Raw genomic sequence first — 23944 nt, forward strand, 5'->3', positions numbered from 1 at the left:
GCCGATGGTCTCCTGCCTCAGAGCGTGAGCTGCCAGGCGCCGAGGCCGTGCGAGGCGGCGTAGAGCACCCGCTTGCCCGGCACGACGGTCAGCCCGGCGACCTCCACGTTCGGCATGCCCCGGGCCGCCTTCACCCAGGTCGTGGCGCCCTTGGCCAGCCGCAGCACACCGAAGTCGGTGGCAGCGTAGAGGGTGCCGGTCACGTCGTCGCGGACCAGGTCGGTGATCGGCTGGTCGCCGAAGTCGTACGACCGGTCGGTCCAGGTCGCGCCCGCGCCCGCCAGCCGCACCTCGAACGCGTGCCCGAGGGTGGCCGGGGTGTTCGAGTTGAAGCCGCTGTAGGAGACCCACGCCCGCGCCGGGTCGGCCGGGTCGACGTGGACGCTCGTGACGAAGCGGTTCGGCGTGGCGGCGGTGTCGATGCGCGTCCAGGTGACCGCCGACGCCGGCTCGGCGTCGACGTTGCGGGACACGAACACCCGGCCGGTGCTGGTGGCCGCGTACGCCGTGGACGAGTCGGAGGCGACGCGCTCGACGACCGAGACGGCCCCGCCGGCCCGGTCGCCCCACGCGGCGTCGGTCAGGTTGACCGTGCCCAGCGGCGCGAAGTCGCCGCACTGCGCCTCGAAGGTGCCGGTCCAGGTGTTGCAGATCCGGTCGGCCTCGGCCAGGCTCCGGTCGCCCAGCCCGAACGTCTTCGTCCGGTAGACGGTGCGCGAGGTGCCGGCGAAGATCGTCCCGCTGACCTTCGGGTCGGTGGTCACCGGGGCGTAGAACAGGGTGCCCGGGTGCCCGAAGACCGGGTCGGAGATCGAGATCCAGCTGCCCACGTCACCGTTGTTGAAGTTCACCTCGGGCGAGGCGTCGTAGAAGGTGTGGAAGCGGAACTCCGGCCTGCCGACGTCGAAGCCGGACGCGCCACCGTCACCGATCATCGTGTTGACCCAGCGCCGGCGCTCGCCCTTGTTCTCCCAGGTGCCGTTGTCCTGGGTGCCACCCTGGAGCAGCCGATGGTCGTGCGGGCTGGCCGAGAGGCTGATGAACTGCAACGTGTTCATGCCCTTGTTGATGCCGTCCAGCTTCGACGGGATCTTCGACAGCATCTGCCGGCAGCGGTCCTTCTGCGCCTGCGTGGTCAGGTTGCGGTCCGGGTTGTCGCACCAGGCCGACCGGTCCACGAACTGGCCGCTGGAGCGCATCACGCCGCCGTCGTTGGCCTCTAAGAACTGGTACGGGTTGCGCGGGTTGGTGACCAGGGCGTGCTGGTCGGGGTGCAGGCCGTTGGGGTGCAGCTCGTCGGTGCCGTCGAAGGTCATGTCGGTGCCGCTGACGCCGGCGTCGGTGGAGAGCACCACGGCCCGCTTGTGGGCGACGGTCTCGCCGTAGACGTACGAACCGCCGGTGTAGACGATGTCCGGGTGCCCGGCCGGAGTGTGCACGAACACGTCGTACCAGCACTGGCCGGTGCACTGGTTGTAGGTGGCGTAGCCCGGGTCGGCCGGGTTGGCGCTGCTCAGGTCCGCGAACGCAGGGACGCCGCCGGCCACGTCGTCGCTGCGGAACAGCCGCGAGTACGGGTTGCCGAGGTTGCCCTCGTAGACGTACATGCGGGTCTTTCCGTTCGGCAGGGCGGTCACGTCGATCGCGGCCCGGGTCTGGAAGACCGCCGGGTTGAGCGAGGGCTTGATCTGCGTCCAGGTGGCGCCGGCGTCCGTCGAGCGCCAGACCCCCCGGGCGTACGAGGAGGCGTAGACGGTGTTCGCGTCGCGCGGGTCGAGCTTGACGTAGCGCACGCCGCGCGGCGAGCAGGTGGCGGTGTTGCCGTATTCGGCGGCGCTGCCGGTGCACTGGGTGGCGACGGCCGAGCCGTTGTGGATGAACTTCCAGTTCGCGCCGCCGTCGGTGGACTTGTAGAGGCCCCACTTCGCGGCGTCGGGCACGGGCCGGGTGACGCCCGTGCAGCAGGAGCCTGACATGCCGCGCAGGGCGGTGGTGGTGGCGACGTAGAGCGTCTTCGGGTCGCCGGGCTTGACGGTGATCTCGCCGATGCCCTTGCCGGCGAGAGCGTCCTTGCCCAGCGGGCCCTTCCAGGTGACGCCGCCGTTGGTGGACTTGTAGAGCCCGACGCCGGCGACGCAGCCGGAGGCGCAGGTGTTGGCCTCGCCGGTGCCGACGTAGATGGTCAGCCCCGTCTTGTCGTTGCGGTCAATCTTGACCGAGCCGGCCGCGTTGATGCCGAGCGGCCCGCCCAGGTAGAACCACTTCGGCTCGGCGGCGAGGACGTTCAGGGTGCCCCAGACGCCGCCGCCAGCCGGCGTGACGTACGCCCGGCAGAGCAGGGCGTTGCAGTCCGGGGCGATGTCGATGGAGGTGACCCGGCCGCCCGCGACGTACGCGTTCGGCACGTAGTTGCCGGCGTTGCGGAACTCGGTGAACGGGTAGAGGGCCTCGCTGGGGCCGATGTTCGTCCAGCCTCGGGTGCCGCCGGCGCGCCGCTCGGCGGCGGCGTACGCCGACTTGGAGCGGTCGACCTGGGCGATGCTGATCGTGTCGGTCGGGTACGCGCGCTCCAGGAACTCCTGCTGCGCGGCGTTGCCGGGCCCGTCCGGCGACATGCCGTCGCTGCCCGGCACGGCCTGGCGCAGCCGCTCCATGTGGGCGCCGAGCGCGCCCGGCATCTCCCCGTCGCCGGCGGCCGCGACGGGGGTCGGCACCTCGGCGCCGGCGAAGTGGATTCCGATGAGACCGGTCGACGCCACCAGGGCACCGACCGCCAGTCCTGCGAGCAGATGACGACGTCTGCGCTTCACGAGGTCCCTCCGGCAGATGACGGCGCCACCTCAGCGCGAACCCACGGATAGGCGACCGTCGCTGGCAGCGTCCACGCTGGAGGATGACAGAGCGCATCGACGCAGACAACCCCCGGTAGCGACGGGATCGAGTGCGGGGTTGCATCCGCGCGGAGTGGGTAGTGCGCCGGCATGCCATCGCGTTACGAGAACTACCCGAGGATCGCCATCGTCACCGGCGCGGACTCCGGCATCGGCCGGGCCTGCGCCGTCGCCCTCGCGGAGGCCGGCTTCGACGTCGGCGTCACCTGGCACCGCGACGCCGACGGCGCCGAGCGGACCGCCGCCGAGGTACGCGCCGCCGGCCGGCGCTGCGAGGTCGCCGAGCTGGACCTGACCCGGCTGCCGGGCGCCGACGCGGTCGTCGACGAGCTGGCCGACCGGCTCGGCGGTCTCGGTGTGCTCGTCAACAACGCCGGCACCGGGGCGTCCACGCCCTTCGTCGACACCGGCTGGGAGCAGTGGCGCGAGGTGCTCTCCGTCGACCTCGACGGGCCGTTCCTGTGCGGGCAGCGGGCGGCGCGGCGGATGCGGGCCGCGGGGCTGGGCGGACGGATCGTCAACATCACCAGCGTGCACGAGCACGCGCCCCGGGTCGGCTCGGCCGCGTACTGCGCCGCCAAGGGCGGGCTCGGCCTGCTGACGAAGGTGATGGCGCAGGAGCTCGCGGCGGACGGGATCACCGTCAACGCGGTCGCCCCGGGCGAGATCGCCACCCCGATGACCGGCCAGGAGGACGTCGACCCGTTCACCGAGGAGCGGCCCGGGGTGCCGGTCGGGCGGCCCGGCGACGCGCGGGAGGTGGCCGCCGTGGTCGCGCTGCTCGCCTCGCCCGCCGCCGCGTACGTCACCGGCGCGTCCTGGCCGGTGGACGGCGGCATGCTGATGATGGGCCCGCAGGCCAACTCGTTGGAGTCGCACGACTGGCGCTCGGTGCGGGGGTGAGGCGCCGCCGTGCCGGGACGCCCCGGCACGGCCCCGCCCGCCGGGCGCGCACAGCTCGGCACCCCGGCGCGGCACCGCCCGCCGGGCGCACAGCTCGGCACCCCGGGGCCCGGTGACCGTCGCGGCGGCGGGACAATGGGGGCCTCCGCCCGCGAGGCCGCCGGCGGGATCCCCCGATCGGCAGGAGAACGGTCAGCGTGTCGGAAACTCCCGGGGCGACGTCGCCGGCGGACGGGCTGCGCGGCGACTGCGCCCGGTGCTTCGGGCTCTGCTGCGTCGCGCCGGCCTTCGCCGCGTCCGCCGACTTCGCCATCGACAAGCCCGCCGGGCAGCCCTGCCCCAACCTGCGGGCCGACTCGCGGTGCGGCATCCACGCCGACCTGCGCGACCGGGGTTTCCCCGGCTGCACCGTCTTCGACTGCTTCGGCGCCGGGCAGCGGGTGGCCCAGGTCACCTTCGGCGGGCGGGACTGGCGCGACGCGCCGGAGACCGCAGCGCGCATGTTCGACACGTTCGCGGTGATGCGGCCCCTGCACGAGCTGCTCTGGTACCTGACCGAGGCGCTCGCGACGCGCCCGCCGCAGCCGCTGCGCGACGAGTTGTCCGTCGCGCTCGACGAGACCGGGCGGCTGACCCGGGAGCCCGCCGACACGCTGCTGGGTCTCGACGTGGACGCGTACCGGGGGCGGGTCAACCCGCTGCTGTCCCGCGCCGGGGACGCGGCCCGGGCCCGGGGCGGCCGGCCCGGCGTGGACCGGCGGGGCGCCCACCTGTTCGGCGTCGACCTGCGCCGGACCGACCTGCGCCGGGCGAACCTGCGCGGGGCGCTGCTGATCGGCGCCGACCTGCGCGGCGTCGACCTCGGCCTGGCCGACCTCACCGGCGCCGACCTGCGCGGGGCCGACCTGCGCGGCGCGGACCTCTCCGGCGCCCTGTTCCTGCACCAGTCCCAGCTCGACGCGGCCCGGGGCGACCGGCACACCGCCCTGCCGCCCGCCCGGACGCGCCCCGGGCACTGGTCACCACTGTCGCTCACCCCGCTGCCCCGCGCACCCCGCTCCCCCGCCCGCACCACCCGCCCATCACGCCCCCGCTGACCCCACCCCCGCCTCCCCTCCCACCCCGCTCTTCCCCTGCATCCTCACCCCTCCGGCTCCCTGGTCCGACACCTCCCGCCCGCACTCCCACCCCACCTCTCGCTCTTCGCGATCATGCAGTTGTGATGCTGCGCATACCGGCGGCAACCCGGCCATAACGGGCACCACGACTGCATGATCGCCCCGCCGGGCGGGCAGCGCGGGACGGGGCAGACGAGGCGCGGCGCGGGGGTCGGAGGCGGGCGGGTTTTGGGTGGAGGGCTTCGGGTAGCCGGGGGCGGACACGGCATCGGCGGAACGCGGCGGTGCGACGGCACGGGGAGGCAGTGGTGGGGTATCGGGCGCGCGACGGGGAGCTGCCGGTCGATCCGGCGCACGCCGAGGACGAGGCCGGCCAGGCCCGGCTGGTGCAGGTCGAGGCAGACACCGACGTCCCGGCGCCGGACGACACGACGACGAAGCCCGACATCGTCACCGAGGACGACGGGTCGGGCATGGCGGGCGGCGCGTCGGGCAGTTCCAGCGGCGGCTCCGGCATGCCGGGCCACCCGGACGCGGCTCGCTGAGCACCGGCGCGGGTCACGTTTGCGGGCAGGCCACCCGGACGCGGCTCGCTGAGCGCCGGCGCGGGGCACGTTTGCGGGCAGGCCACGGGGGCAGGAGAGCGGCATGACCGATCAGAACCGTACCGACCGGGCCGCCACCGACGAGCCGGACGGCGCCACCGCCATGCAGGCGTCGCTGCGTCCGCCGGGCGAGTCCCTGCGCAGCACCGACGACACCGGCGACGACTTCGCCGACCTGCCCGCCGAGGACCGGCGGTCGGCCCGGGAGGTCAGCCGCGCCGGCTACGACGTGGACGCCGTCTCCGGCACCACCGACCCGAGCCGCACCGAGTGACCTGAGCGCCGGCCCGCCCGCCGGTCCGATCAGCGGCCGGCGGGCACCGCCGACGCGCGGGCCTCGGTCATGCCCCGGTTGGCCAGCGCGTCGGCGCGCTCGTTCTCCGGGTGGCCGTTGTGCCCCTTCACCCACAGCCAGGTGACCTCGTGCCGGGCGCACGCGGCCTCCAACCGCTGCCACAGGTCGGCGTTCTTGACCGGCTGCTTCGCGGCGGTCCGCCAGCCGTTACGCTTCCACGAGGCCAGCCAGCTGGTGATGCCGTTGCGCACGTACGTGCTGTCGGTGTGCAGCTCGACGGTGACCGACCGGGTCAGGCTCTCCAGGGCCTGGATGGCCGCCATCAGCTCCATCCGGTTGTTGGTGGTCGGGGTCGCCTCGCCGCCGCACAGTTCCCGCTCGTGCGCGCCGTAGCGCAGCACCACGCCCCACCCGCCGGGGCCGGGGTTGCCGCTGCACGCCCCGTCGGTCCAGATCTGCACGACCCTGCCGGCCGTCTCGTCCACCATGCCGGCAACCTACCGAATCCGCACGGCCTCCCCCGCCGTCGGGCGGCGGCGCGGCGTGGACGACCTTCCCGACCTTCCACTGCGCCGCCTGAGGCGGCTCAGCCGTCGGCGTCGGCCCGGTCGCCGACCACCGGTCGCGGGACCGTCCAGGTCGCCGCCCGCCGGGTCGGGTCGACGCGGTCGCGGAGCCGGGCCACGGCGTCCTTGGCGGTGGCGGCGACCATCGGCCGCAGCCGGGTGGTGCCCATCAGCGCCACCTCCTCCGCCGGGGTGGTCGCGCCGTCGAGGAACCGCAGCACCCGCTCGGCGGGATTGCGGTCGAAGAGCCGGCCGAAGAAGTCGGGCCCGCCGACGCCGCCGGCGTCCAGCGCCCGGAGCGCGACCGCGTCCATCCAGCGGTGCCGACGGGGGTACGCGGCAGCGGGCACCGGCGGGCGGCCGGCCGCGAGGGCCCGGGCGACCTGCTCGGCCTGGCGGTGCATGGCGGAGAACGTGAAGCCGGTGGAGGGTCGGGTGGCCCCGCCGGCCGTGCCGAGTCGGACCACCCGGGGCGAGGGCCGGGCCTCGAACGGGCCGTCGGTCATCGGGATCACCCCGTTCTCCACCTCCCGGACCCGCAGCCGGGCCGGGTCGAGGCCGAGCAGGTCCCGGTAGCCGGCCAGCGCCGCGTCGTAACCGGCGTCGGTGAGCAGGTCGGGGCCGAACTCGGTGTACTCCACCAGGGCGTACCGGTCGCTGACCGGCAGGACGTACCCGAACGACACGCCCCGGGCGGGCTGCGGGGTGCGGAAGTCCATCAGGACGGCGCGGGCCGGGTCGAAGACCGGCACGGCGGACTCCAGCCACCAGCCCCGGAAGTGCTGGAGCCAGTTGGTGCGCCCGGGTCGCCGGGGCGGCCGGGGCCGGGAGTCCAGCACCCAGGTCGCGCGGACGGCCGGCCCGTCGCCGCCGCCGGCGCATACCGTGACGTGCTCCCCGTCGTCGTGCAGGGCGTCGACGGGCGCGACGATCCGCCGCACGCCCAGCCGCCGCTCGGCCTCGGCAGCCCGGGCGTAGACCGGGCCGGAGCGCAGCATGGCGTACCGCAGGGGGGCCAGGTCGAGCACGCGGCGGCCGTCGGGCATCGCCACCTCGACCTGGTCCCAGCTCGCGGCCAGCATCGGGTCCAGGTCGCTGCCGGGGCGGTCCCAGAAGGCCCAGGTCCGGTCCTGGCCGCGACGGTGGACGGGGTCGACGACGGCGACCCGGAGGTCCCGCACGCCGTGCCGGTCCAGGGCCGCGAGGACCAGCGACGCGGCGCCGCCGCCGCCGACCAGCGCCAGGTCGACGTCCAGCGGCGCGGAGGTGTTCACGCCGCCCACGCTGCCACACCGGCCCGGACGCCCGGGCACCGACCGGCCCGGGTCGGGGGCATCGGGCGGTCGCCGGGCGGCGGTAGGGTGCCAGCGGTCGCCCCCGGGCGACGGCCACCGTGCAACCGGGAGGACGCCCGCCGATGAGCATCACCGCCGCCAACGCGCTCACCGCCCGTTGGGCGTCCACGGTGGACGCCGGGCAGACGGTCGTCTCCGGCGCCGGCGTCTATCCGCTGCTGGCGCTGCTCGCCCGCTACGCGACCGGTCCGGTCCGCGACGAACTGCTCGCGGTCGCGCCGGAACCGGCCCGGTTCGACCTGGACCGCTCCCCCACCACCCGGCTCGCGCTCGCCGCCTGGGCGCGGCGGGACCTGCCGCTGGCCGACCGGTGGGTGCGGGAGGTGCCGGCGGCCATGCGCGGGGAGCTGACCGGCGATCCGGCGCACGACCAGCAGGCCCTCGACGGGTGGGCCGCGACCCACACCGACGGCCTGGTCCCCCGGATGCCGGTGCGGGTCACCCCGGCGACCGCGATGGTGCTGGCCAGCGCGCTGTCGCTGCGCACCGAGTGGGCCGCGCCGTTCCGCGACGCCTGGTGCCAGCCGTCCGCCGGGCCGTGGCACGGTCGCCGGCTCGCCGGGCTGAGCCGGACGAGCTACGACCTCGACGCGCTGCGGGCCGCCGACACCCCCGCCGGCCCGCTCAGCCTGCTGACCGTGCGGGGCGCCGAGGACGTCGACGTGGTGCTCGCCCTGGGCGCGCCGCAGCACGGGGCGGCGGAGGTGCTGCCGGCCGCCGTCGGCGCGCTCGAGGCGCCGGCCGCGCTGCCGATCGCCGCCGGCCCCGGCGTCGACGAGCAGGTCGTCGACGCCCTCGACGACCGGCCGGAACTGCTCGTCCGCACCGTGGCCTTCACCGCCTCCGCCGACCACGACCTGCTGGAGCGGGCCGCGCTGTTCGGCCTGTCCACCGCGGCCGGCGACGGCGACCACTTCCCCGGCATCTCCCGGCTCCTGGCGGTCTCGCAGGCGCGGCAGAGCGCCACGGCCACCTTCAGCGCGACGGGTTTCCGCGCCGCCGTGGTCACCGCCGTCGCCACGCGGGCGGGTTCCGCCCGCCCGCGGCTCACCGCCCGCAGGCGGCGGGTACGTTTCGACGTCGACCGGCCCTTCGGCTTCCTCGCCGTGCACCGGCCCACCGGGCTGGTGCTGCTCGCCGGCTGGGTGACCGATCCCGACCCTCGCGGCTGAGCACCGGGCGCGCCGCCGATTCCGCCGGCCTCGGCTACCGTTCGGCCATGATCCTCACCGACCCGGAACTGGCCGTCGTCGCGGCGGAGGCGGGCGCGGCTGTCGTCCGGGCCCGGTTCGGCGGGCCGCTGGAACGGTTCGACAAGTCGCCCGGTGACTTCGCCACCGCCGCCGACCTCGAGTCGGAGCGGGCCGTCCTCGACGTGCTGCGCCGCGCCCGGCCGCACGACGCCGTGCTGGGCGAGGAGAGCGGGCACACCGGTTCCCGGTCGGCCGACCGGACCTGGCTGGTCGACCCGCTGTGCGGCACGCTGAACTACGCGGCGCGCACCCCGCTGGTCGCGGTGAACGTGGCGCTGCGTACCGGTCCGGAGGTCACCGCCGCCGCGGTCGCCGACCCGTTCGCCGGGGAGGTGTTCTGGTTCGGGGACGGCAGGGCGGCCCAGATCCGTCGCGACGGCGTCGACGAGCCCCTCGCGCCGTCGGCCAGCTCCCGGCTGGTGGACGTCAACCTCGACCCGCCGTTCCCGAACGCCCCCGCGTTCCGGGCGACCGGGATGCTCGCGGACGCGGAGTTCGCCGCGCGGTTCGGGCCACGGGTGCTCTCCACCACGCTGGCCGTCGCGTGGGTCGCCGCCGGTCGACGGGCCGCGTACGTCACCGACGGGGACCTCCGCGACAGCGTGCACTTCGCCGGCGGTATCGCCCTGTGTCAGGCGGCCGGGTGCGTGGTGACCGGGCTGCGGGGGCAGCCCCCGCACACCGGCGTGGGCGGTCTCATCGTGGCGGCGGACGCGGAGACGCACGCCGCCCTGCTGGCCGTCGTCGACCGGCAGTTCCGGGGGCGCCGGAGCGAACGGCGGCCCGGCCCTGAGCGGCGCCGCCGGCCAGCGACGCGCTGGTGATCAGCGGCCGGCCGACCGGGGCCTGCCGCCCGACGCTGAGCGCTCCCCGGCCCGCTTGCGGTAGACGACCTGCCGGCGCAGCGGACCGGAGTCGACCTCCGGGTCGTCGAAGTCGTCGGCCGGATCGGTGGTCATGCCCAGGCGACGCATCACCGCCTGCGAGCGCAGGTTGGTCGCGGTGGTGATGGCCAGGATCTCCGGCAGCCCGACGGTGTCGAAGCCGTACCGCAGGACGGCCCGGGCCGCCTCGGTGGCGTAGCCGTGACCCCAGGCGGAGCGGGCGAGCCGCCAGCCCGCCTCCACGCCGGTGACCGGCACACCCTCGTCGACCCGGTCCAGGCCGGCGAAGCCGACGAACGCGCCGCCGGCGCGGACCTCGACGGCCCAGAAGCCGTAGCCGAGCCGGTCGAGGTCGGCCTGGAACGAGCGCGCCGAGGCGGCGGCCTGCTCGGCGGTGAGCAGCGGGCCGAGGTGCTCGCGCACCTCCGGATCGGCGTTCATCGCGGCCCACGGCGAGAGGTCGGACTCCCGCCAGTCGCGCAGCAGCAGCCGTTCGGTCCTGATCTCCGTCACCGCGCGACCCTATGCGCCGGGCAGCCGCCGGGGCACGCGGATTCGCGCCGGCCGGTCAGTCCCGGGGGATGGCCCCGATGGTCGCCATGTTCCGTTCGCCCCAGTCGCCGAGTGGCATCAGCGCCTCGTTGAGGGACCGGCCGAAGTCGGTCAGCGAGTATTCCACCTTGGGCGGGACCTGCCGGTAGACCTCACGGTGCACGAGGCCGTACGCCTCCATCTCGCGCAGTTGCTGGATCAGCATCTTCTCGCTGATCCCGGTGATCCCCCGGCGCACCTCGGCGAAGCGGCGGGGGCCCCCGTCCAGCTCCCACAGGATCAGCGCCTTCCACTTGCCGCCCACGACGTCGATCGCGGGGTGCCAGGTACGTCGACGGCGCCATCATGGCCGTTCCGTTCATGATCGGCCAGCCCGGCGCGTTCGTGCTCTACAGCGGCGCGGAGGACGCCTTCCTCGACTGGCGGGACACCCTCGCGGTGTTCGGCGACGTCCACTGGCTCGGCGCCGACCCCGGTCGGGCGGCCGTGCACGACCTGGCCCTGCTCGCCGCCATGTACGGCATGTTCGGTGGATTCCTGCACGCCACGGCGATGATCCGCGCGGCCGGCACGCCGGCGGGCCAGTTCGCGCCGATGGTGACCGGGGTGGCTGACCGCCATGCTCGGGGAGCTGCCCGCCATGGCGGCGGCCGTCGACTCGGGCGAGCACGACGCCGACGGGTCCTCCCTGGGGATGCAGGCCGCCAGCTTCGGCAACCTGCTGGCAGCCTGCCGGGACCTGGGGGTCGACGCCGGGCTGATGCGCCCGGTACGTGACCTGCTGGACGAGGCGGTCGCCCGGGGCCACGGCAAGGAGGGCCTCTCCGCGCTGGTGGGGCTGCTGCACGACGACGCCGGTCGCCCGGCCTGACCGCCCCCGCCGCCCCCTGACGGGTGGATGCGGCGACATGCTGGACATGCAGTCGTCCGGTTGCCTAATCTGACAGGCAGCCGGACGGCTGCGTGTGCGAGGTGGGCAGGGTGGACGACGTGTTCCGGGCGCTGGCCGACGCGAGTCGGCGCCGGCTCCTCGACGACCTCAACCGGCGCGACGGGCAGAGCCTGCGCGAGCTGTGCGCCGGGCTCGACATGACCCGGCAGTCGGTCAGCAAGCACCTGGCGGTGCTTTCGGCGGCCAACCTGGTGACCACCGTGCGACGCGGCCGGGAGAAGCTGCACTACCTCAACCCCGTCCCGATCAACGCCGTCGCCGAACGATGGATCGACCGTTACGACCGCGAGCGGGTGCGCGCACTCGCCGACCTACGGACAGCGCTGGAGCGGGAGCCGATGGACAGTCCCACCTTCGTCTACACCACCTACGTCAACACCACCCCCGAGAGGCTCTGGGCCGCGCTGACCGAGCCGGCGTTCACCCGCCGCTACTGGGGCGGCGTCGCGCTGCGCTCCGACTGGCGGGTCGGCTCCCCCGTGCTGTGGCAGGACGAGCCGGGCGGCGAGTTCCGCGACCTCGGCCAGCGCGTCCTGGTCGCCGAGCCGTTCCGCCGGCTCTCCTACAGCTGGCACGGCTTCCAACCGGAGCACGCCGCGCACTTCGGCTGGTCCGACGAGGAGTTGGCGGCCCGGCTCGGCGAGCGGAGGTCCCGGGTCACCTTCGACATCGCCCCGTACGGCGAGTTCGTCAAGTTGACCGTCACCCACGAGGACTTCTCCCCGGGCAGCGAGATGTACCGGGCCGTCAGCGGTCAACTCGACGGCGGTGGCGGCTGGCCGGAGCTGCTGGCCAGCCTCAAGTCGCTGCTGGAGACCGGGGAGCCGCTGCCCGAGCCGCGCCCCGAGAGCGCCACCGCGCAGGGCTGAGCACCTCGTCGCGGCACGCGGCCGGCACCGGCGGACCCGCTGCCGGGCGACCGGAACGGCGGCGCGTCCTGCCCGGAGCAAACCGGCCAGGACCGGACCACCGCGGCGGGCCGGGCGCGTACGCGCCCGCCGCGGGGCACCGTTCACGAGAGGGGCCGGGACGGCCCAGCCGCGACAGCACGACCCCCGGTGACATCGGCACGGCCAACCCTCGCGGGTGGGCCGTGCCGGCATTTCCGCTGCTCCCTCCGCCTCCCGGGTGGACACGTGACGGCAACGAGGATTTCTCATTTTCACCGGATCGGGGTCCCAACCCTCCTAGGGTTGGTCACACCGGTGCTAGTCACGGAGTTGGCCACCCGAACGACGTCCCACGCAGTCAGCGGACGAAAAGTGAGGGAAGACGCGTATGAAGGCAAAGACAGTTCTCGTATCGGCGGCGCTCGGCGTGGGTCTCGGCACGCTCCTGCTCCCCGGCGCGGCGCTGGCCGACACCGTCGTGTCACCGGCCACCACGCCGGTCGGCGGGACGGTCGTGCTCACCGCGACGACCTGCAACCCGAAGTCCGGCGACGCGATCTTCCGCGTCACCGGCCCCGACCGCGACCAGAACGTCCGGTCCACCACCGCGGCGGCCGGCGGCGGGCTGAGCGCCGAACTCTTCACCGCCGGCTTCACCCTGGGCACCTACACCGTGACCGCGACCTGCGGCGACGGCAGCGCGGCCGGCAGCGCCACGTTCACCGTCACCCCGATCGGCGGGGCCCAGGCCGGCGGGCGCGGCGGCACCGACGGGACCGGCGCGTTGGCGGCCGGCGGCGCCCTGCTCGGCTCCGCCGCGGGCGGTGCCCTGGTCCTGGCCCGCCGCCGGCGCCACATGGCGGCGGCCACGCTCTGACCGACGGCCCCGTGCCGTCCACTTCCTGGAAGTCGTCCATCCCTGCAACGGGTGCCCGCACCGGTGAACCCACCGGAGCGGGCACCCGGGCGCACGCGTACGGAGGTGGGATCGTGTCCTGGCGCAGGCCCGGCTGGGCGGCCACGGTCGTCGTCCTGCTCGCCACGACCGGGCTCGGCCTGGTCGCCGCCGGGCTGGCGACGACCCCGCCCCGCCCGCCCCGGCCGGAGGCCGCCCACGCCCCCGCACCGGCCCGCTCCGCGTCGTCGGTGCCGCCGCTGCACCGGGCCGCGCCGGTCGACGTGCGGATCCCGGCCATCGACGTACGGGCACGGATCGTCCCGGTGGGCGCCGACGCCGACGGGCACCTGGAGGTGCCGCCGCTGGACCGGCCCACCCTGGCCGGCTGGTACCGGCACGGTGTCAGCCCAGGCGAGACCGGCAACGCCGTGCTCGTCGGGCACGTCGACTCCGCCGCCGGCCCCGCCGTCTTCTTCGACCTCGGTCGGCTGCGGCCCGGCGACACCGTGCGGATCACCCGCGCCGACGCCAGCGTCGCCACCTTCGCCGTCGACGGCGTCGGGTCGTACCCGAAGGACCACTTCCCCACCGACCTGGTCTACGGGCCCAGCGACGCGACCGGCCTGCGGCTGATCACCTGCGGCGGCCGGTTCGACCGGGACACCGGCAACTACGTCGACAACGTCATCGTGTTCGCCACCCGGGTGCCGTGACCCCCGGACCCGCCCGGCCCGAGTACGGTGTCCGCGCGGATGCCGGTGCGGCGGAGGGGGACGGGTGGTTCGGCGGGCGAGGGAACGGGTCAGGCTGTCGGCCGTGTTCGACCGGCTGCTCGGCCGACCGCTGCCCGGGCAGCGCGCGCCGGAGCCCCGTCGCTCCAATCCCGACGCCGTGGTCGACTGTGCCGTCTACGTCGGCGGGCGGCGCGAGCCGGGCCGCCTGCACTACGCCGACGCGTACGCCCGCAGCCGTCGCGGCCGCGACGCCTTCGTCTGGCTGGGTCTGCACGAGCCCGATCCGGCGGTGATGGCGGCCGTCGGCCGCACCTTCGGGCTCGACGACCTCACCGTCGAGCAGGCCCTCGCCGACGGCCACCGCCCCACGGTGCGCCGCGAGGGCGACGTCACCCTGCTGGTCCTGCGCACCGCCCGTTACGTCGAGCACGCCGAGCTGACCGACACCTCGGAGGTGGTCGACACCGGCGACGTGATGGTGCTGGTCGGCGACCGCTTCGCCGTCACGGTGCGGCACGGCGCCGCGGGCGCGCTCACCTGCGTACGCGCCGACGTCGAGCAGCGCCCCGCGGTGCTCGCGCAGGGCCCGTGGGCGGTCGCCTACGCGGTCTGCGACCGGATGGTCGACCTCTACCTGGAGGTCGCCGGGCACGTCGAGCGGGACCTGGAACGCGTCGAGGAGGCGGTGTTCGCCCGCGACCGCTCGGCCGACATCCAGCACATCTACCAGCTCAAGCGGGAGGTGGTCGAGTTCAAGCGGGCGGTGCAGCCCCTCCAGGCGCCGCTGCGCTCCCTGCTCGACCAGCGGCCCGACAACCCGCCGCGCAACCTGCACCGATGGTTCGTCGACGTGGACGCCCGGCTGACCCGGGCGGTGGACCGGGTCGCCGCCTACGACGACCTGCTGACCTCGATCGTGCAGTCCCGGTTGGCGCAGCTCGCGGTGGAGCAGAACAACGACATGCGCAAGATCGCCGCGTGGGCCGCCATCGCCGCCACCCAGACCGGCATCGCCGGCATCTACGGCATGAACTTCGCCAACATGCCGGAGCTGCACTGGCGCTACGGCTACCCCACCGCGCTCGGCCTGATGGCGCTGACCGCGTTCGCCCTGCACCGCCTCTTCCGCCGCTCGGGTTGGCTCTGAGCGCCGCTACTCCATCGTGGACGGCTCCGGGATCGCGGGCGCGGGGCTGGTGCGCGGCATCGGGACCTCGGTGGCCCGGACCGCCGGGGCCGACGCCAGCATCCGGTCGAAGACGTTGCGCAACAGGGTCGACATCGCCGGATCGTCCGCCAGGGCGCCGACGAACGAGATCGAGGACGCGCTGAAGACCAGGGCGCCGTTGGGCCGCTCCAGGAAGACCATCGCGGCGCCCTGGCCCCCGGGGTTCTCGCCCCGGGCGATGACCTGCGCCGGGGACGCCTCGCCGGCCAGCCCGCGCAGCCCGTCGGTCTCCCAGCCGCTGGCGGCGCCGTTGTAACCCGTGCGGCCGAACCTGCTGCCGACCACCAGGCCGGTGCCGGCCAGCAGCGGGTGGTCACGCAGCACCTGGTACGGCGCGTACGTGCCGGCGTCGACGTAGTTGGTGCCGAGCAGTTGCGAGGCGGGCAGGCCCAGCTCCGTGTAGATGTCCCGCCTGCCGTCCGACCGGCGGTAGGTGACCACCGTACGACCGGAGTTGACCTGCACCCGCTCGTACAGGCCGTTGCCGCCCGGGTAGATCAGCCGGCCGCCGCCGGCCTGGAAGTTGACCAGCCGCTGCCGCATCGTGTCGGACCAGTACTCGGGATGGCTGCCCAGCACGAGCACCCGGTAGTTGGTGAGCCAGCCGTTGGAGCCGTGCAGGTCGGCGTCCTCGTAGACGTCGAAGGCGAGCCCCTGCCGGGACATCCAGCGGGTCAGCAGGAGATCCGAGTAGAGGGTGTGGTCCCGGATCCCGGGGTCGTCGACGTTCAGCTCCGTCGACGGCCGACGTACGGAGAGGGGCCGGCGGCCCGTCATGTCCGGGCAGTACTGGCTGTGCCCGCCCCAGCTGTTGTAGGCGTTGTAGGTGAAGGTGGGCAGCAGCACCGCGATCCTGTTGGTGGGGCGGGTCGGCCGCACGAGGAACGGCACGTACCGGTGCAGCCCGTTCGGGCCCTCCAGCCGGGCGGCGTAGAGGCCGGGCTGCCAGTCGGCGGGGACCCGGAACTGCAACCGGTCCGACCAGCCGCAGCCGACGCCGAGGAACCCCACCGGCAGCGACTGCACCCCGCCGGTGACGGGCAGCGGCGGCGAGACGACCACGGGGGCGCCGGGGTTGGGTGCCAGCCGGACCATCGACGCGGTGAGCGACGGGAACCCGGTGGACACCGCGAAACGCGCCACCTCGCCCTGCGCCACGCTCGGCGTGTTGGCGTAGCCCTGGAGGGCGGCCTGCGTCTGCACCGTCCAGCCGGAGCCGACCCGCTTGCCGGTGCCGCTGTTCATCCAGGCGGCCCGCCCGTCGGGGCCGGCGGTGGTGTGGTTCGTCAACCGGTACTGCGTGAGCGCGCCGCTCTGCCGGGCGGTGGCCGCGTCCGGCGGGATCGCGTACAGCGCCCCCTGGCCGGTGCACCACACCCCGTCGTTGAGGAAGAAGTTGCGGAAGCCGGAGCCGATCCGCAGGCCCGAGCCCGACGCCCAGGCGCCGCCGCCGAGGTGCCGGTGCCAGCGGATGTCGCCGTAGTGGTAGGCGTAGAGGACCCCGGAGGTGTCCGCCTGCAACACGGCGCCGGTGAAGCCGCCACCGATACGCGCCCCCTGGACCGTCCACGTCTTGCTGACCAGGTCGTACTGGTGCAGGAAGAGGTCGCCCGCGGCGTTCTGTCCGTAGAACGCGCCGTGAAACCCGCACAGCCGGGGATAGCGCTCGAATCCGGCGCCGATCTGCCCGCCGCTGATCCAGGTGCCGGCGCCGGTCGTCGAGTTGGTCAGCCGGTAGCGGTAGTAGTGGACGGTGCCGTCGCCGCGTACGGCGTAGAGCGAGCCGTCGAGCCCGCCGAAGACCGCCCGGAACTGGTGCCAGCCGGAGCCGATCCGGCGGCCCGAACCGCTCGCCCACGTGAACGCGCCGGTCTGCCAGCCCGTGTGCCGGTACCAGTACAGCGCGCCGTCGGCCTGGATCGCGAAGATGACGCCGTACCCGCCGCCTACCAGGCGGATGAACCGTTGCTGCGGGTCGTACTGGGGCACGGCGGCCGACGCGCCGGACGAGCCCGCCAGCAGCAGCGGCGGCACGGAGGCGGCGATGACGGCGCCGTCGCGGAGCAGCCGTCGGCGCGGTACGCCCCCCAGGCCCGGCACGTTTCCCATGGCGACCCCTCTCCGGCGAGGCGGATGTGCTGGGCAACCTACGAAACCGACGGCGCCGGCGTGGCCCCGCCAAGCGCCCTGAGCGGGGAAATCGGATGATCCGCGAACACCTCCGACCGGCCGGCCCGCGCCGATCCCGCCGATCAAGCGATTGACGGAAGGCGATTGACTGTTGTCGATCGAGGCGACGGGCCCGGCGCGGCCCGGCGGCGACCTGATCAGCGTCGGCCGGCTTGACGCGTCGGTCCGGGCACGCCGGGCAGCGCGTTGGTCAGAGCGCGTTGGTCAGAGCGCGCCGGGCGGCGCGGCGGTCAGGGCGTGTCGGGCAGCGCGTCGCCGACCGCGAGGGCGCGCAGGGGGACGGGCTTGACCGGCGCCTGCGCGGTGAACGCCCCGACCTCCTCCGGCCCCCGGCCGGTCAGCGTGCAGATGAACTGGCAGAGGCCCGGCTGGCAGGACCGGCCCTGGCACAGGCCCATCCCGGCGCGGGTCACCAGCTTGACCGCGTTCGCGGTGCCCAGGTGCGGGTTGGCCGCCAGCGCCCGGCGCACGTCACCGGCCCGCACCTCCTCGCAGCGGCAGAGCACGGTGTCGTCGGTGACCAGGCTGCCCAGGGCCGCCCGGTCCGGCGCGAAGCGGTCGAGCACCCGGGTGACGAAACGTCGCCGGCGGCGTAGCTCCCGGCGCACCGGGTCGGCCAGCGCGGCGGCCCGACGCTCATCGAGCAGCCCCAGGTCGCGCAGCACGCCCAGGGCGGCCAGCCGGCCCTCGACCGCCGCCTGCTCGGCACCCGCGACGCCGGTCAGCTCGCCGGCCACCGCGATCCCGGGCACCGAGGTACGCAACCACTCGTCGTGCCCGACCACCCAACCGCCCCCGGGCGAGTCCCAGGTCACCGCACAGCCGGCCTGCCGGGCCAGCTCGACGGAGGGGACGAAGCCGTAGCCCAGCGCCAGCACGTCGCAGGGCACCTCCCGGTCGGTCCCGGGCACCGGCTGCCCCGTGGGGCCGACCTCGGCGAGGGTCACCGCGCTCAGGTCCGGGTCGCCGTCGGCGCGGCGGACGACCGTGGCGAACCGGACCGGCACCCCCGCCCGGCGCAGCACGCGCAGCGCCCCCACGCCCTCGGCGATCTTGCCGCCCGCGCCCGCCACGGCGGCCAGCCCGGCCGGACCGGGCAGCAGGTCGCGGCGGCGTTGGACCAGCGCGACCTCGACCACCCGGGCACCGGCGCGCACCAGTTGGGCGGCCACCACCAGCAGCAGCGGGTGGCCCCCGGCCAGCACGAACCGGCCACCCGGCAGCAGGCCCTGCGCCTTGACGAACGTCTGCACACCGCCCGCCGTGAGCACGCCGGGCAGCGTCCAGCCGGGAAACGGCACCGGCAGGTCGTACGCGCCGGCGGTGAGCAGCACCGCCCGGGGTTCGAGCAGGCGGACCCCGGCCGGGCTGTGCGTGGCGACCCGGTAGCGCCCCGGCGCGGGCTGGTCGCCGGCGTACCCGTCGAGGCCGGCGCGGGTGCCGAGGACGCCCCACACCGTGGTGTCGGCGAGCCACCGGACGCCGGGCGCGGCGGTGGCCTCGGCGAGCAGGGCCCGACCGGCGGAGGACGGCGCGGTCGGCGGGGTGAACCCGGCCGGCGGCCGGCGGTAGATCTGCCCGCCCGGCTGCTCCTGCTCGTCGACGACGGTGACGGCGGCGCCGTGCCGGCCGAGGGTGGCGGCGGCGGCCAGCCCGGCCGGGCCGGCGCCGACCACCACCACGTCGGGCGCGCTCACCGGGGCACCGCCGTGCGGACCCGCATGTCGGCCCGTACCCGGATCAGGCAGGAACGCTGGCAGGGCACGTCGTCCACCGTGACGACGCACTCGAAGCAGATCCCCATGTTGCAGTAGGGCCCCCGGCGGGCGCCGCCGCGCGTGGCGCCGACGGCCCGCTCCCCGGCGGCCAGCAGCGCGGTGGCCAGGGACTCGCCCGGGTGGGCGAGCACCGGCCGCCCGTCCACCTCGATGGTGACCGGCGCGGGCCGGCCCATCGCGGTGCGCCTCGGCGCCTCGGCGGGCTGCGGCGGGCGGTGTTCAGACAAAGTTCAGCGCTCCGAAGCGGGCGGGTGAATAGTCCTCGATCGCACGGTCGGGCTCGCCGGTGACGACCATGGCGGCGAGGAGCCGGGCGTAGGTGAGGCCGAGGGTGAAGGCCGAGCCGCCGGTGGCGACGTACAGCCCCGGCCGGCGCGGCACCGCGCCGAGCAGCGGCAGGTGGTCCGGGGTGAGCGTGGTCATGCCCGTCCACGTCCGGATCACCGGCAGGTCCCACACCGCCGGGACCACCCGGGCGGCGTCGGCGTTGCCGACCAGCGACTCGTAGCGCAGCTCCGGGTTGGTCTCCAGGTCGACCTGTCCGGCGCGGCTGACCAGCTTGGCCGGCCAGCCGCCGCCGATCAGCACGTTGCCGTCCTCAGTCTGCTTCATCGACAGCCGCCGGCCGACGTGCTGGATCAGGTGCGGCAGGAACGGCCGGCTGCGGGCGGTCGCGCTCATCGTCAGCCCGACCGGGAAGACCGGCAGCCGGACGTCGGCCATCGCGGCCAGCTCGGCGGTCCACACGCCGCCGGCGAGCACGACCGTGTCGGCCAGGTGGGTCTCCCCGGCGGTGTCTCCCGGGCCGGCCCCGGTGCGCAGTTCCCAGTGCCGGCCGCGCCGGTGCAGCCCGGTGACCCGGCAGCCGGTGCGCAGCACGGCACCGTGGCGGCCGGCGGCCCGGGCCAGCGCCGGGGTGACCAGCCGCGGGTTGGCCTTGCCCTCGCCGGGCACGTGGCCGGCGGCGAGCACGGTGTCGGCCAGGTACGGCGCGAACCGGCGCAGCTCCGGGCCGGAGAGCACGGCGACGTCGAGGCCGTACTCGCGTTCGAGGGCCGCCTTGCGGTCCAGCACGGCGATCTCCGCCGGGGTCTCGGCGAGCATCAATCCGCCGGTGCGGGACACCCCGCACCGCTCGCCGAGCTCGTCCTCGATGGTCGCCCAGGCCCGCACGGCGTCCAGGTGCAGCGGGAGCGCGCGGGCCGCCGCGCGGGCCGCGTCGTCGCCGTGCTCGACCATCCGGAACTCCAGCTGGAAGTGCAGGCTGCCCGCGTTCTGCCCGGAGGCGTGCCGGTTGACCTGGTCCTTCTCGACGAGCAGGACGCGGTTGCCGGCGCGGGCCAGGTGCCAGGCGGTCGCGCAGCCGAGCAGGCCGCCGCCGATGACCGCCGTGTCGTACGCAGTCATGGGAGCAGGTCGAGCTGGCTCATGGTGGCCCGGACGCGGTCCTGTTCGGCGGGGGTCAGCGGGAGCAGCGGCGCACGGACGTGCCCGGCCGGCACGCCGCGCAGGGTGAGCGCGTACTTCATGATCGCCTGCGCGTTGCCGAACCGGGCGCCGTAGTCGGGCCCGAACCAGTCCTCCATGATCACGCGGTCGCGGGCGCCGAGGACCCGGGCCCGGTCGAGGTCCCCGGCGCGCAGCGCGCGGAAGAAGTCGGGGTGGTCGGCGCCGAGCACGGCGCCGGCGCCCATCAGCCCGTCGCCGCCGATCGTGGTCATCAGCTCGATGCCCACCTCGTTGGTGGGGATGCCGAAGTAGCGCACCCGGTGCCGCAGGGCCACCAGGCTCCGGACGAAGCCGCCGAAGTCGGGGGTGGAGTTCTTGACCGCCACCACGGTGTCCAGCGCGCTCAGCTCCAGCAGCAGGTCGGCGTCCAGGTCGACGCCGGTGCCGCGGGGCCAGTTGTAGACGCAGAGCGGGATGTCGACGGCCTCGGAGACGGCCCGGTAGAACGCCACGACCTCGGCGCGGGTGGGCACCACGTACGGCGGCGGGGTGAGCAGGATGCCGTGCAGGCCGGCGGCCCGGGCGGCCTCGGCGTGCCGGATGGCCTCCGCCGGCGTGTACGCGTTGCAGCCGCCGAGCACGGTGAGCCGGTCGCCGACCCGCTCGGCGGCCGTCCGGAACAGCTCGGCCCGCTCCTGTTCACTGAGACTGAACCACTCGCCCGTGGTGCCGCCGACGATCACCCCGTGCAGCCGCTCGGCGGCGAGCCAGTCCAGTTGCCCGCGCCAGGCGGCGAGGTCCAGCTCGCCCGTGGCGGTGAACGGGGTGGTGACGGCCGGGAGGTAGCCGAACCAGTCGACGCTGTCACGGTCCACTGCGGGTCCTTTCGACGGGCGGCGTCGTACCGCCCACGTGCGCGTACGCGGGCCGGGTGACGTGCCGGGTGGGTCAGGGGGTCGGCGGGGTGACCGCGATGATGAGCCGGGCCCGCTGGTCGCTGGCGTTGCGGTAGAGGTGGGGCAGCCGGGAGTCGAAGGTGATCGCCTCGCCGGTCTTCAGCACGTAGTTCTCGCCGCCGATCTCCGCGACGACCTCACCGGTGACGGCGATCGCGCACTCCGTGGAGGGGTGCGCCCACGGCTCGGTGGAGCTGGCGTCGCCGGGCGCCAGCTCGGCTTCCAGCACCTCCAGGTCGCCCCGCCCCGGCGTGAGCCGGTCGTAGGCGATCTGCCCGGGAGGCGCGGCGAGCCGGGACCGCGAGCCGGGCCGGCTGATGTGCACCAGCGGGGCGTCCGGCTCGGAGAACAGCGCCGCGATGGAGGTGTCGAAGACCTTGGCGAGCTTACGCAGGGTGGCCAGGCTGGGGTCCGTGGCGCCGTTCTCGATCTGGCTGAGCAGGGCGGGCGACACGTCGGCCGCCGCCGCGAGCTGGCGCAGCGTGAGGGAGTGCTGCTGGCGCAGGTCGCGGAGCTGGTCACCGAGCATGCGTCTTTCCTCGTTCCGAAAACAGTGTGGCTAGAAATGTTTGACGTGACTATACGCCGCTGTCTAGGGTGGTCAAACATAAGGTGAACGCGTTTGGCGCTACTAGACAAGCGGCGTTGAGACATGAACCGGACACGAGTCCCGTCCGGGTACATCCAACCCCATGACGGCACAACGGCGCAGACCCGCGAAGCCGCCACGGTTGCACCAACGGCCCCGGCCGCGGCGTCACCGACGTCACCGGGTGTGACAGCCCCCAGAGCCCGTCCCGCGCGGGCCGGCCCATACGAAGGTAGGAACAGCATGTCGGTGTCCCCTCGCCGGCTCCGCGTCGGAGCGATCGCTCTGGCGGCGCTGGCCATAGCCTCCAGCACCGCGTGCAGCGCGGGCGGCAGCGGAGGAAACGGTGACGGCGGTTCGGCCAAGACCCTCACCGTCAACACCTCGTTCGTCCTCAAGACCCTCGATCCCGGCCGGATCTACGAGGCGACCGGCCTCACCGCCGTGCACTCGCTCTACGACACCCTGCTGACCTTCGAGGGCTCGGACGTGAGCAAGCCGGTCCCGGCCCTGGCCGAGTCGTTCGAGGCGTCGCCCGACGCCAAGACCTTCACCTTCAAGCTGCGCGAGGGCGTGAAGTTCTCCGACGGCACCGCGCTGACCGCCGACGACGTGGTCTTCTCCCTCAACCGGCTGAAGAACGTCAAGGCCAGCCCGGCCGTCATGGTCAGCGGCCTCACGTTCGCCAAGACCGACGAGCGGACCGTGGTGGTCACCTCGGCGACCGCCGACCCGAACATCCCGGTGGTGCTCGCGATGCCCTCCACCGGCGTGGTGAACTCCAAGGTCGCCAAGGAGCACGGCGCGACCGACGCCGCCGACGCCGCCAAGAGCGACACCGCGCAGCAGTACCTCGACACGAACTCCGTCGGCAGCGGCCCGTACGTGCTCAAGTCGTACGACCCGTCGGCGCAGGTGGTGCTGGAGACCAACCCCAACTACTGGGGCGACAAGCCCGAGTTCAGCCGCGTCGTGCTGCGCAACATGGACGTGCAGACCCAGAAGCTGACCATGCAGCGGGCCGGCGGCTCCGAGATCGCGCTGGACATCTCCGGCAAGCTGCTGGAGGGGCTGCCGGGCAGCCTGAAGACCTCCGCCATGCAGGACACCGTCTACTTCCTCTTCCTCAACGCCGACCCGGCCGTCTCGCCGGTGAGCTCGAACGCGAAGTTCAACCAGGCGCTGCGGGCCGCCATCGACTACGAGGGCATCGCCGGGCTGTACGGCAAGGGCGCCGCCCCCGGCGCCGGCCTGGTGGCCCCGGCCTACCCGGGCGCGCTGCCCGCCGAGGAGCAGTCGAAGCGTGACGTGGCGAAGGCCAAGGCGTTGCTCACCGAGGCAGGGCTGACCAACCCCACGGTCAAGTTCAACTACCCGGCCATCACCTACAAGGGGGTCGACCTGGGCACGGTCGCGACGAAGGTGCAGGGCGACGCCGCCGAGGCCGGCATCAAGCTGGAGCTCACCCCGCAGCCGCTGACCACCTTCCTCGACGAGATGCGTACGGGCAAGATGGCCCTCGGGTTCACCCCGCAGAGCCTGAACTACCCGGTCGCCGACTCGCTGATCAACAACATGTCTCCCGGCCAGGCCACCGCGCTGCGCTCGGGCTGGACGGTGGAGCGGGCCGACCCGGCCGTCGTGGCCGCCGGCAAGAAGGTCACCGAGACCCTCGACCTGGCCGCCCGGGCCGCCGCCATGCAGGAGTGGCAGCGGGCGATGAACGCCGCCTCGCCGTACGTCGTCCTGGCCAGCAACTCCTCCACCGTGGTGGCGAGCGGCGACCTGACCGGCACGGACTACACCGCCGCCGGTTGGCAGGTCGACCTCGCCGCGGTGGGCCGGGGGTAGTCACTCC

At 74.5% G+C, this 23944-nt stretch carries 23 protein-coding genes and 1 pseudogene; 13 read left to right on the forward strand and 11 right to left on the reverse strand.

The features are described from left to right. Positions 1-17: 17 nt before the first annotated feature. A complete protein-coding gene (locus tag OG989_RS23105) occupies positions 18-2810 on the reverse strand; it encodes a sialidase family protein (RefSeq protein ID WP_327028416.1) in 2793 nt (930 codons plus the stop codon). A gap of 171 nt (positions 2811-2981) precedes the next feature. On the opposite strand from OG989_RS23105, the gene OG989_RS23110 reads away from it, so the two are divergent. From OG989_RS23110 to OG989_RS23125, 4 genes are all read left to right on the forward strand, one after another. Then, positions 2982-3794, forward strand: coding sequence for an SDR family oxidoreductase (locus OG989_RS23110; RefSeq protein WP_327028417.1), 813 nt, complete (start codon positions 2982-2984; stop codon positions 3792-3794). Between the two features lie 197 nt (positions 3795-3991). After that, entirely contained in the window at positions 3992-4891 is a 900-nt protein-coding gene (locus tag OG989_RS23115; RefSeq protein ID WP_327028418.1) for a pentapeptide repeat-containing protein, read from the forward strand. 329 nt (positions 4892-5220) lie between these two features. After that, positions 5221-5457 (forward strand): preprotein translocase YidC, encoded by a 237-nt coding sequence (locus tag OG989_RS23120; protein WP_151457037.1) that lies wholly within the window; start codon positions 5221-5223, stop codon positions 5455-5457. Positions 5458-5560: 103 nt separating this feature from the next. After that, entirely contained in the window at positions 5561-5791 is a 231-nt protein-coding gene (locus OG989_RS23125; protein ID WP_121398427.1) for a hypothetical protein, read from the forward strand. A gap of 29 nt (positions 5792-5820) precedes the next feature. On the opposite strand, the gene rnhA is transcribed toward OG989_RS23125, so the two are convergent. Beyond that, entirely contained in the window at positions 5821-6300 is a 480-nt protein-coding gene (gene rnhA / locus OG989_RS23130) for a ribonuclease HI (protein WP_132239639.1), read from the reverse strand. A 98-nt stretch (positions 6301-6398) separates the two neighbouring features. After that, positions 6399-7652 carry a lycopene cyclase family protein gene (locus OG989_RS23135; RefSeq protein WP_327028419.1) on the reverse strand — a complete coding sequence of 418 codons (1254 nt, stop codon included), beginning with the start codon at positions 7650-7652 and terminating at the stop codon, positions 6399-6401. Positions 7653-7795: 143 nt separating this feature from the next. Between OG989_RS23135 and OG989_RS23140 the strand changes: the two genes are divergently transcribed. Continuing rightward, a complete protein-coding gene (locus OG989_RS23140; protein WP_327028420.1) occupies positions 7796-8905 on the forward strand; it encodes a serpin family protein in 1110 nt (369 codons plus the stop codon). Between the two features lie 47 nt (positions 8906-8952). Beyond that, positions 8953-9810 (forward strand): inositol monophosphatase family protein, encoded by an 858-nt coding sequence (locus OG989_RS23145; protein ID WP_327028421.1) that lies wholly within the window; start codon positions 8953-8955, stop codon positions 9808-9810. On the opposite strand, the gene OG989_RS23150 is transcribed toward OG989_RS23145, so the two are convergent. Then, positions 9811-10383: a GNAT family N-acetyltransferase gene (locus tag OG989_RS23150; protein ID WP_327028422.1), complete on the reverse strand. Its 573-nt coding sequence runs from the start codon at positions 10381-10383 to the stop codon at positions 9811-9813. 55 nt (positions 10384-10438) lie between these two features. Then, a complete protein-coding gene (locus OG989_RS23155; RefSeq protein ID WP_327028423.1) occupies positions 10439-10726 on the reverse strand; it encodes a winged helix-turn-helix transcriptional regulator in 288 nt (95 codons plus the stop codon). A gap of 56 nt (positions 10727-10782) precedes the next feature. On the opposite strand from OG989_RS23155, the pseudogene OG989_RS31970 reads away from it, so the two are divergent. The 6 genes and pseudogenes from OG989_RS31970 to OG989_RS23180 all read left to right on the forward strand — a co-directional run. Beyond that, positions 10783-11016: pseudogene (locus OG989_RS31970) on the forward strand (NAD(P)-dependent oxidoreductase); the annotation flags it as partial. Positions 11017-11041: 25 nt separating this feature from the next. Further along, positions 11042-11293: an imine reductase family protein gene (locus OG989_RS23160; protein ID WP_327028424.1), complete on the forward strand. Its 252-nt coding sequence runs from the start codon at positions 11042-11044 to the stop codon at positions 11291-11293. 110 nt (positions 11294-11403) lie between these two features. Further along, on the forward strand, positions 11404-12243 hold the full coding sequence (locus OG989_RS23165) for an ArsR/SmtB family transcription factor (protein WP_327028425.1): 840 nt from the start codon (positions 11404-11406) through the stop codon (positions 12241-12243). Positions 12244-12652: 409 nt separating this feature from the next. After that, positions 12653-13141: a hypothetical protein gene (locus OG989_RS23170; protein ID WP_132239627.1), complete on the forward strand. Its 489-nt coding sequence runs from the start codon at positions 12653-12655 to the stop codon at positions 13139-13141. A gap of 113 nt (positions 13142-13254) precedes the next feature. Continuing rightward, positions 13255-13875 (forward strand): class F sortase, encoded by a 621-nt coding sequence (locus OG989_RS23175; RefSeq protein ID WP_327028426.1) that lies wholly within the window; start codon positions 13255-13257, stop codon positions 13873-13875. 64 nt (positions 13876-13939) lie between these two features. Then, on the forward strand, positions 13940-15043 hold the full coding sequence (locus OG989_RS23180; RefSeq protein WP_442791881.1) for a magnesium and cobalt transport protein CorA: 1104 nt from the start codon (positions 13940-13942) through the stop codon (positions 15041-15043). A 6-nt stretch (positions 15044-15049) separates the two neighbouring features. Here the strand turns inward: OG989_RS23180 and OG989_RS23185 are convergent, their stop codons facing one another. The 6 genes from OG989_RS23185 to OG989_RS23210 form a co-directional block, all read right to left on the reverse strand. After that, positions 15050-17233 (reverse strand): N,N-dimethylformamidase beta subunit family domain-containing protein, encoded by a 2184-nt coding sequence (locus OG989_RS23185; RefSeq protein ID WP_327028428.1) that lies wholly within the window; start codon positions 17231-17233, stop codon positions 15050-15052. A gap of 311 nt (positions 17234-17544) precedes the next feature. Then, positions 17545-19011, reverse strand: a complete 1467-nt coding sequence (locus tag OG989_RS23190; RefSeq protein ID WP_327028429.1) for an FAD/NAD(P)-dependent oxidoreductase — start codon at positions 19009-19011, stop codon at positions 17545-17547. After that, positions 19008-19319: a (2Fe-2S)-binding protein gene (locus tag OG989_RS23195; protein WP_225852460.1), complete on the reverse strand. Its 312-nt coding sequence runs from the start codon at positions 19317-19319 to the stop codon at positions 19008-19010. The genes OG989_RS23190 and OG989_RS23195 overlap by 4 nt, the downstream gene beginning before the upstream one ends. After that, positions 19312-20499 carry an NAD(P)/FAD-dependent oxidoreductase gene (locus OG989_RS23200; protein WP_151457003.1) on the reverse strand — a complete coding sequence of 396 codons (1188 nt, stop codon included), beginning with the start codon at positions 20497-20499 and terminating at the stop codon, positions 19312-19314. The genes OG989_RS23195 and OG989_RS23200 overlap by 8 nt, the downstream gene beginning before the upstream one ends. Continuing rightward, the gene (locus tag OG989_RS23205; RefSeq protein WP_327028430.1) at positions 20496-21416 is read right to left on the reverse strand and encodes a dihydrodipicolinate synthase family protein; all 921 of its coding nucleotides are present in this window, start codon (positions 21414-21416) and stop codon (positions 20496-20498) included. The genes OG989_RS23200 and OG989_RS23205 overlap by 4 nt, the downstream gene beginning before the upstream one ends. A gap of 73 nt (positions 21417-21489) precedes the next feature. After that, the gene (locus tag OG989_RS23210; protein WP_327028431.1) at positions 21490-22026 is read right to left on the reverse strand and encodes a helix-turn-helix domain-containing protein; all 537 of its coding nucleotides are present in this window, start codon (positions 22024-22026) and stop codon (positions 21490-21492) included. 303 nt (positions 22027-22329) lie between these two features. On the opposite strand from OG989_RS23210, the gene OG989_RS23215 reads away from it, so the two are divergent. Then, positions 22330-23937 (forward strand): ABC transporter substrate-binding protein, encoded by a 1608-nt coding sequence (locus OG989_RS23215; RefSeq protein ID WP_327028432.1) that lies wholly within the window; start codon positions 22330-22332, stop codon positions 23935-23937. Positions 23938-23944 lie beyond the last annotated feature (7 nt).

This window comes from Micromonospora sp. NBC_01740 (assembly GCF_035920365.1).
In the GTDB taxonomy this organism is placed as follows: domain Bacteria; phylum Actinomycetota; class Actinomycetes; order Mycobacteriales; family Micromonosporaceae; genus Micromonospora; species Micromonospora reichwaldensis.

What these genes read in the sequence shown, in the direction of transcription:
- OG989_RS23145 (WP_327028421.1), top strand. Translation starts at nt 8,953, where the DNA reads ATGATCCTCACCGACCCGGAACTGGCCGTCGTCGCGGCGGAGGCGGGC.
- OG989_RS23215 (WP_327028432.1), top strand. Translation starts at nt 22,330, where the DNA reads ATGTCGGTGTCCCCTCGCCGGCTCCGCGTCGGAGCGATCGCTCTGGCG.
- OG989_RS23125 (WP_121398427.1), top strand. Translation starts at nt 5,561, where the DNA reads ATGACCGATCAGAACCGTACCGACCGGGCCGCCACCGACGAGCCGGAC.
- OG989_RS23110 (WP_327028417.1), top strand. Translation starts at nt 2,982, where the DNA reads ATGCCATCGCGTTACGAGAACTACCCGAGGATCGCCATCGTCACCGGC.
- OG989_RS23200 (WP_151457003.1), bottom strand. Translation starts at nt 20,499, where the DNA reads ATGACTGCGTACGACACGGCGGTCATCGGCGGCGGCCTGCTCGGCTGC.
- OG989_RS23170 (WP_132239627.1), top strand. Translation starts at nt 12,653, where the DNA reads ATGAAGGCAAAGACAGTTCTCGTATCGGCGGCGCTCGGCGTGGGTCTC.
- OG989_RS23140 (WP_327028420.1), top strand. Translation starts at nt 7,796, where the DNA reads ATGAGCATCACCGCCGCCAACGCGCTCACCGCCCGTTGGGCGTCCACG.
- OG989_RS23160 (WP_327028424.1), top strand. Translation starts at nt 11,042, where the DNA reads ATGCTCGGGGAGCTGCCCGCCATGGCGGCGGCCGTCGACTCGGGCGAG.
- rnhA (WP_132239639.1), bottom strand. Translation starts at nt 6,300, where the DNA reads ATGGTGGACGAGACGGCCGGCAGGGTCGTGCAGATCTGGACCGACGGG.
- OG989_RS23185 (WP_327028428.1), bottom strand. Translation starts at nt 17,233, where the DNA reads ATGGGAAACGTGCCGGGCCTGGGGGGCGTACCGCGCCGACGGCTGCTC.
- OG989_RS23210 (WP_327028431.1), bottom strand. Translation starts at nt 22,026, where the DNA reads ATGCTCGGTGACCAGCTCCGCGACCTGCGCCAGCAGCACTCCCTCACG.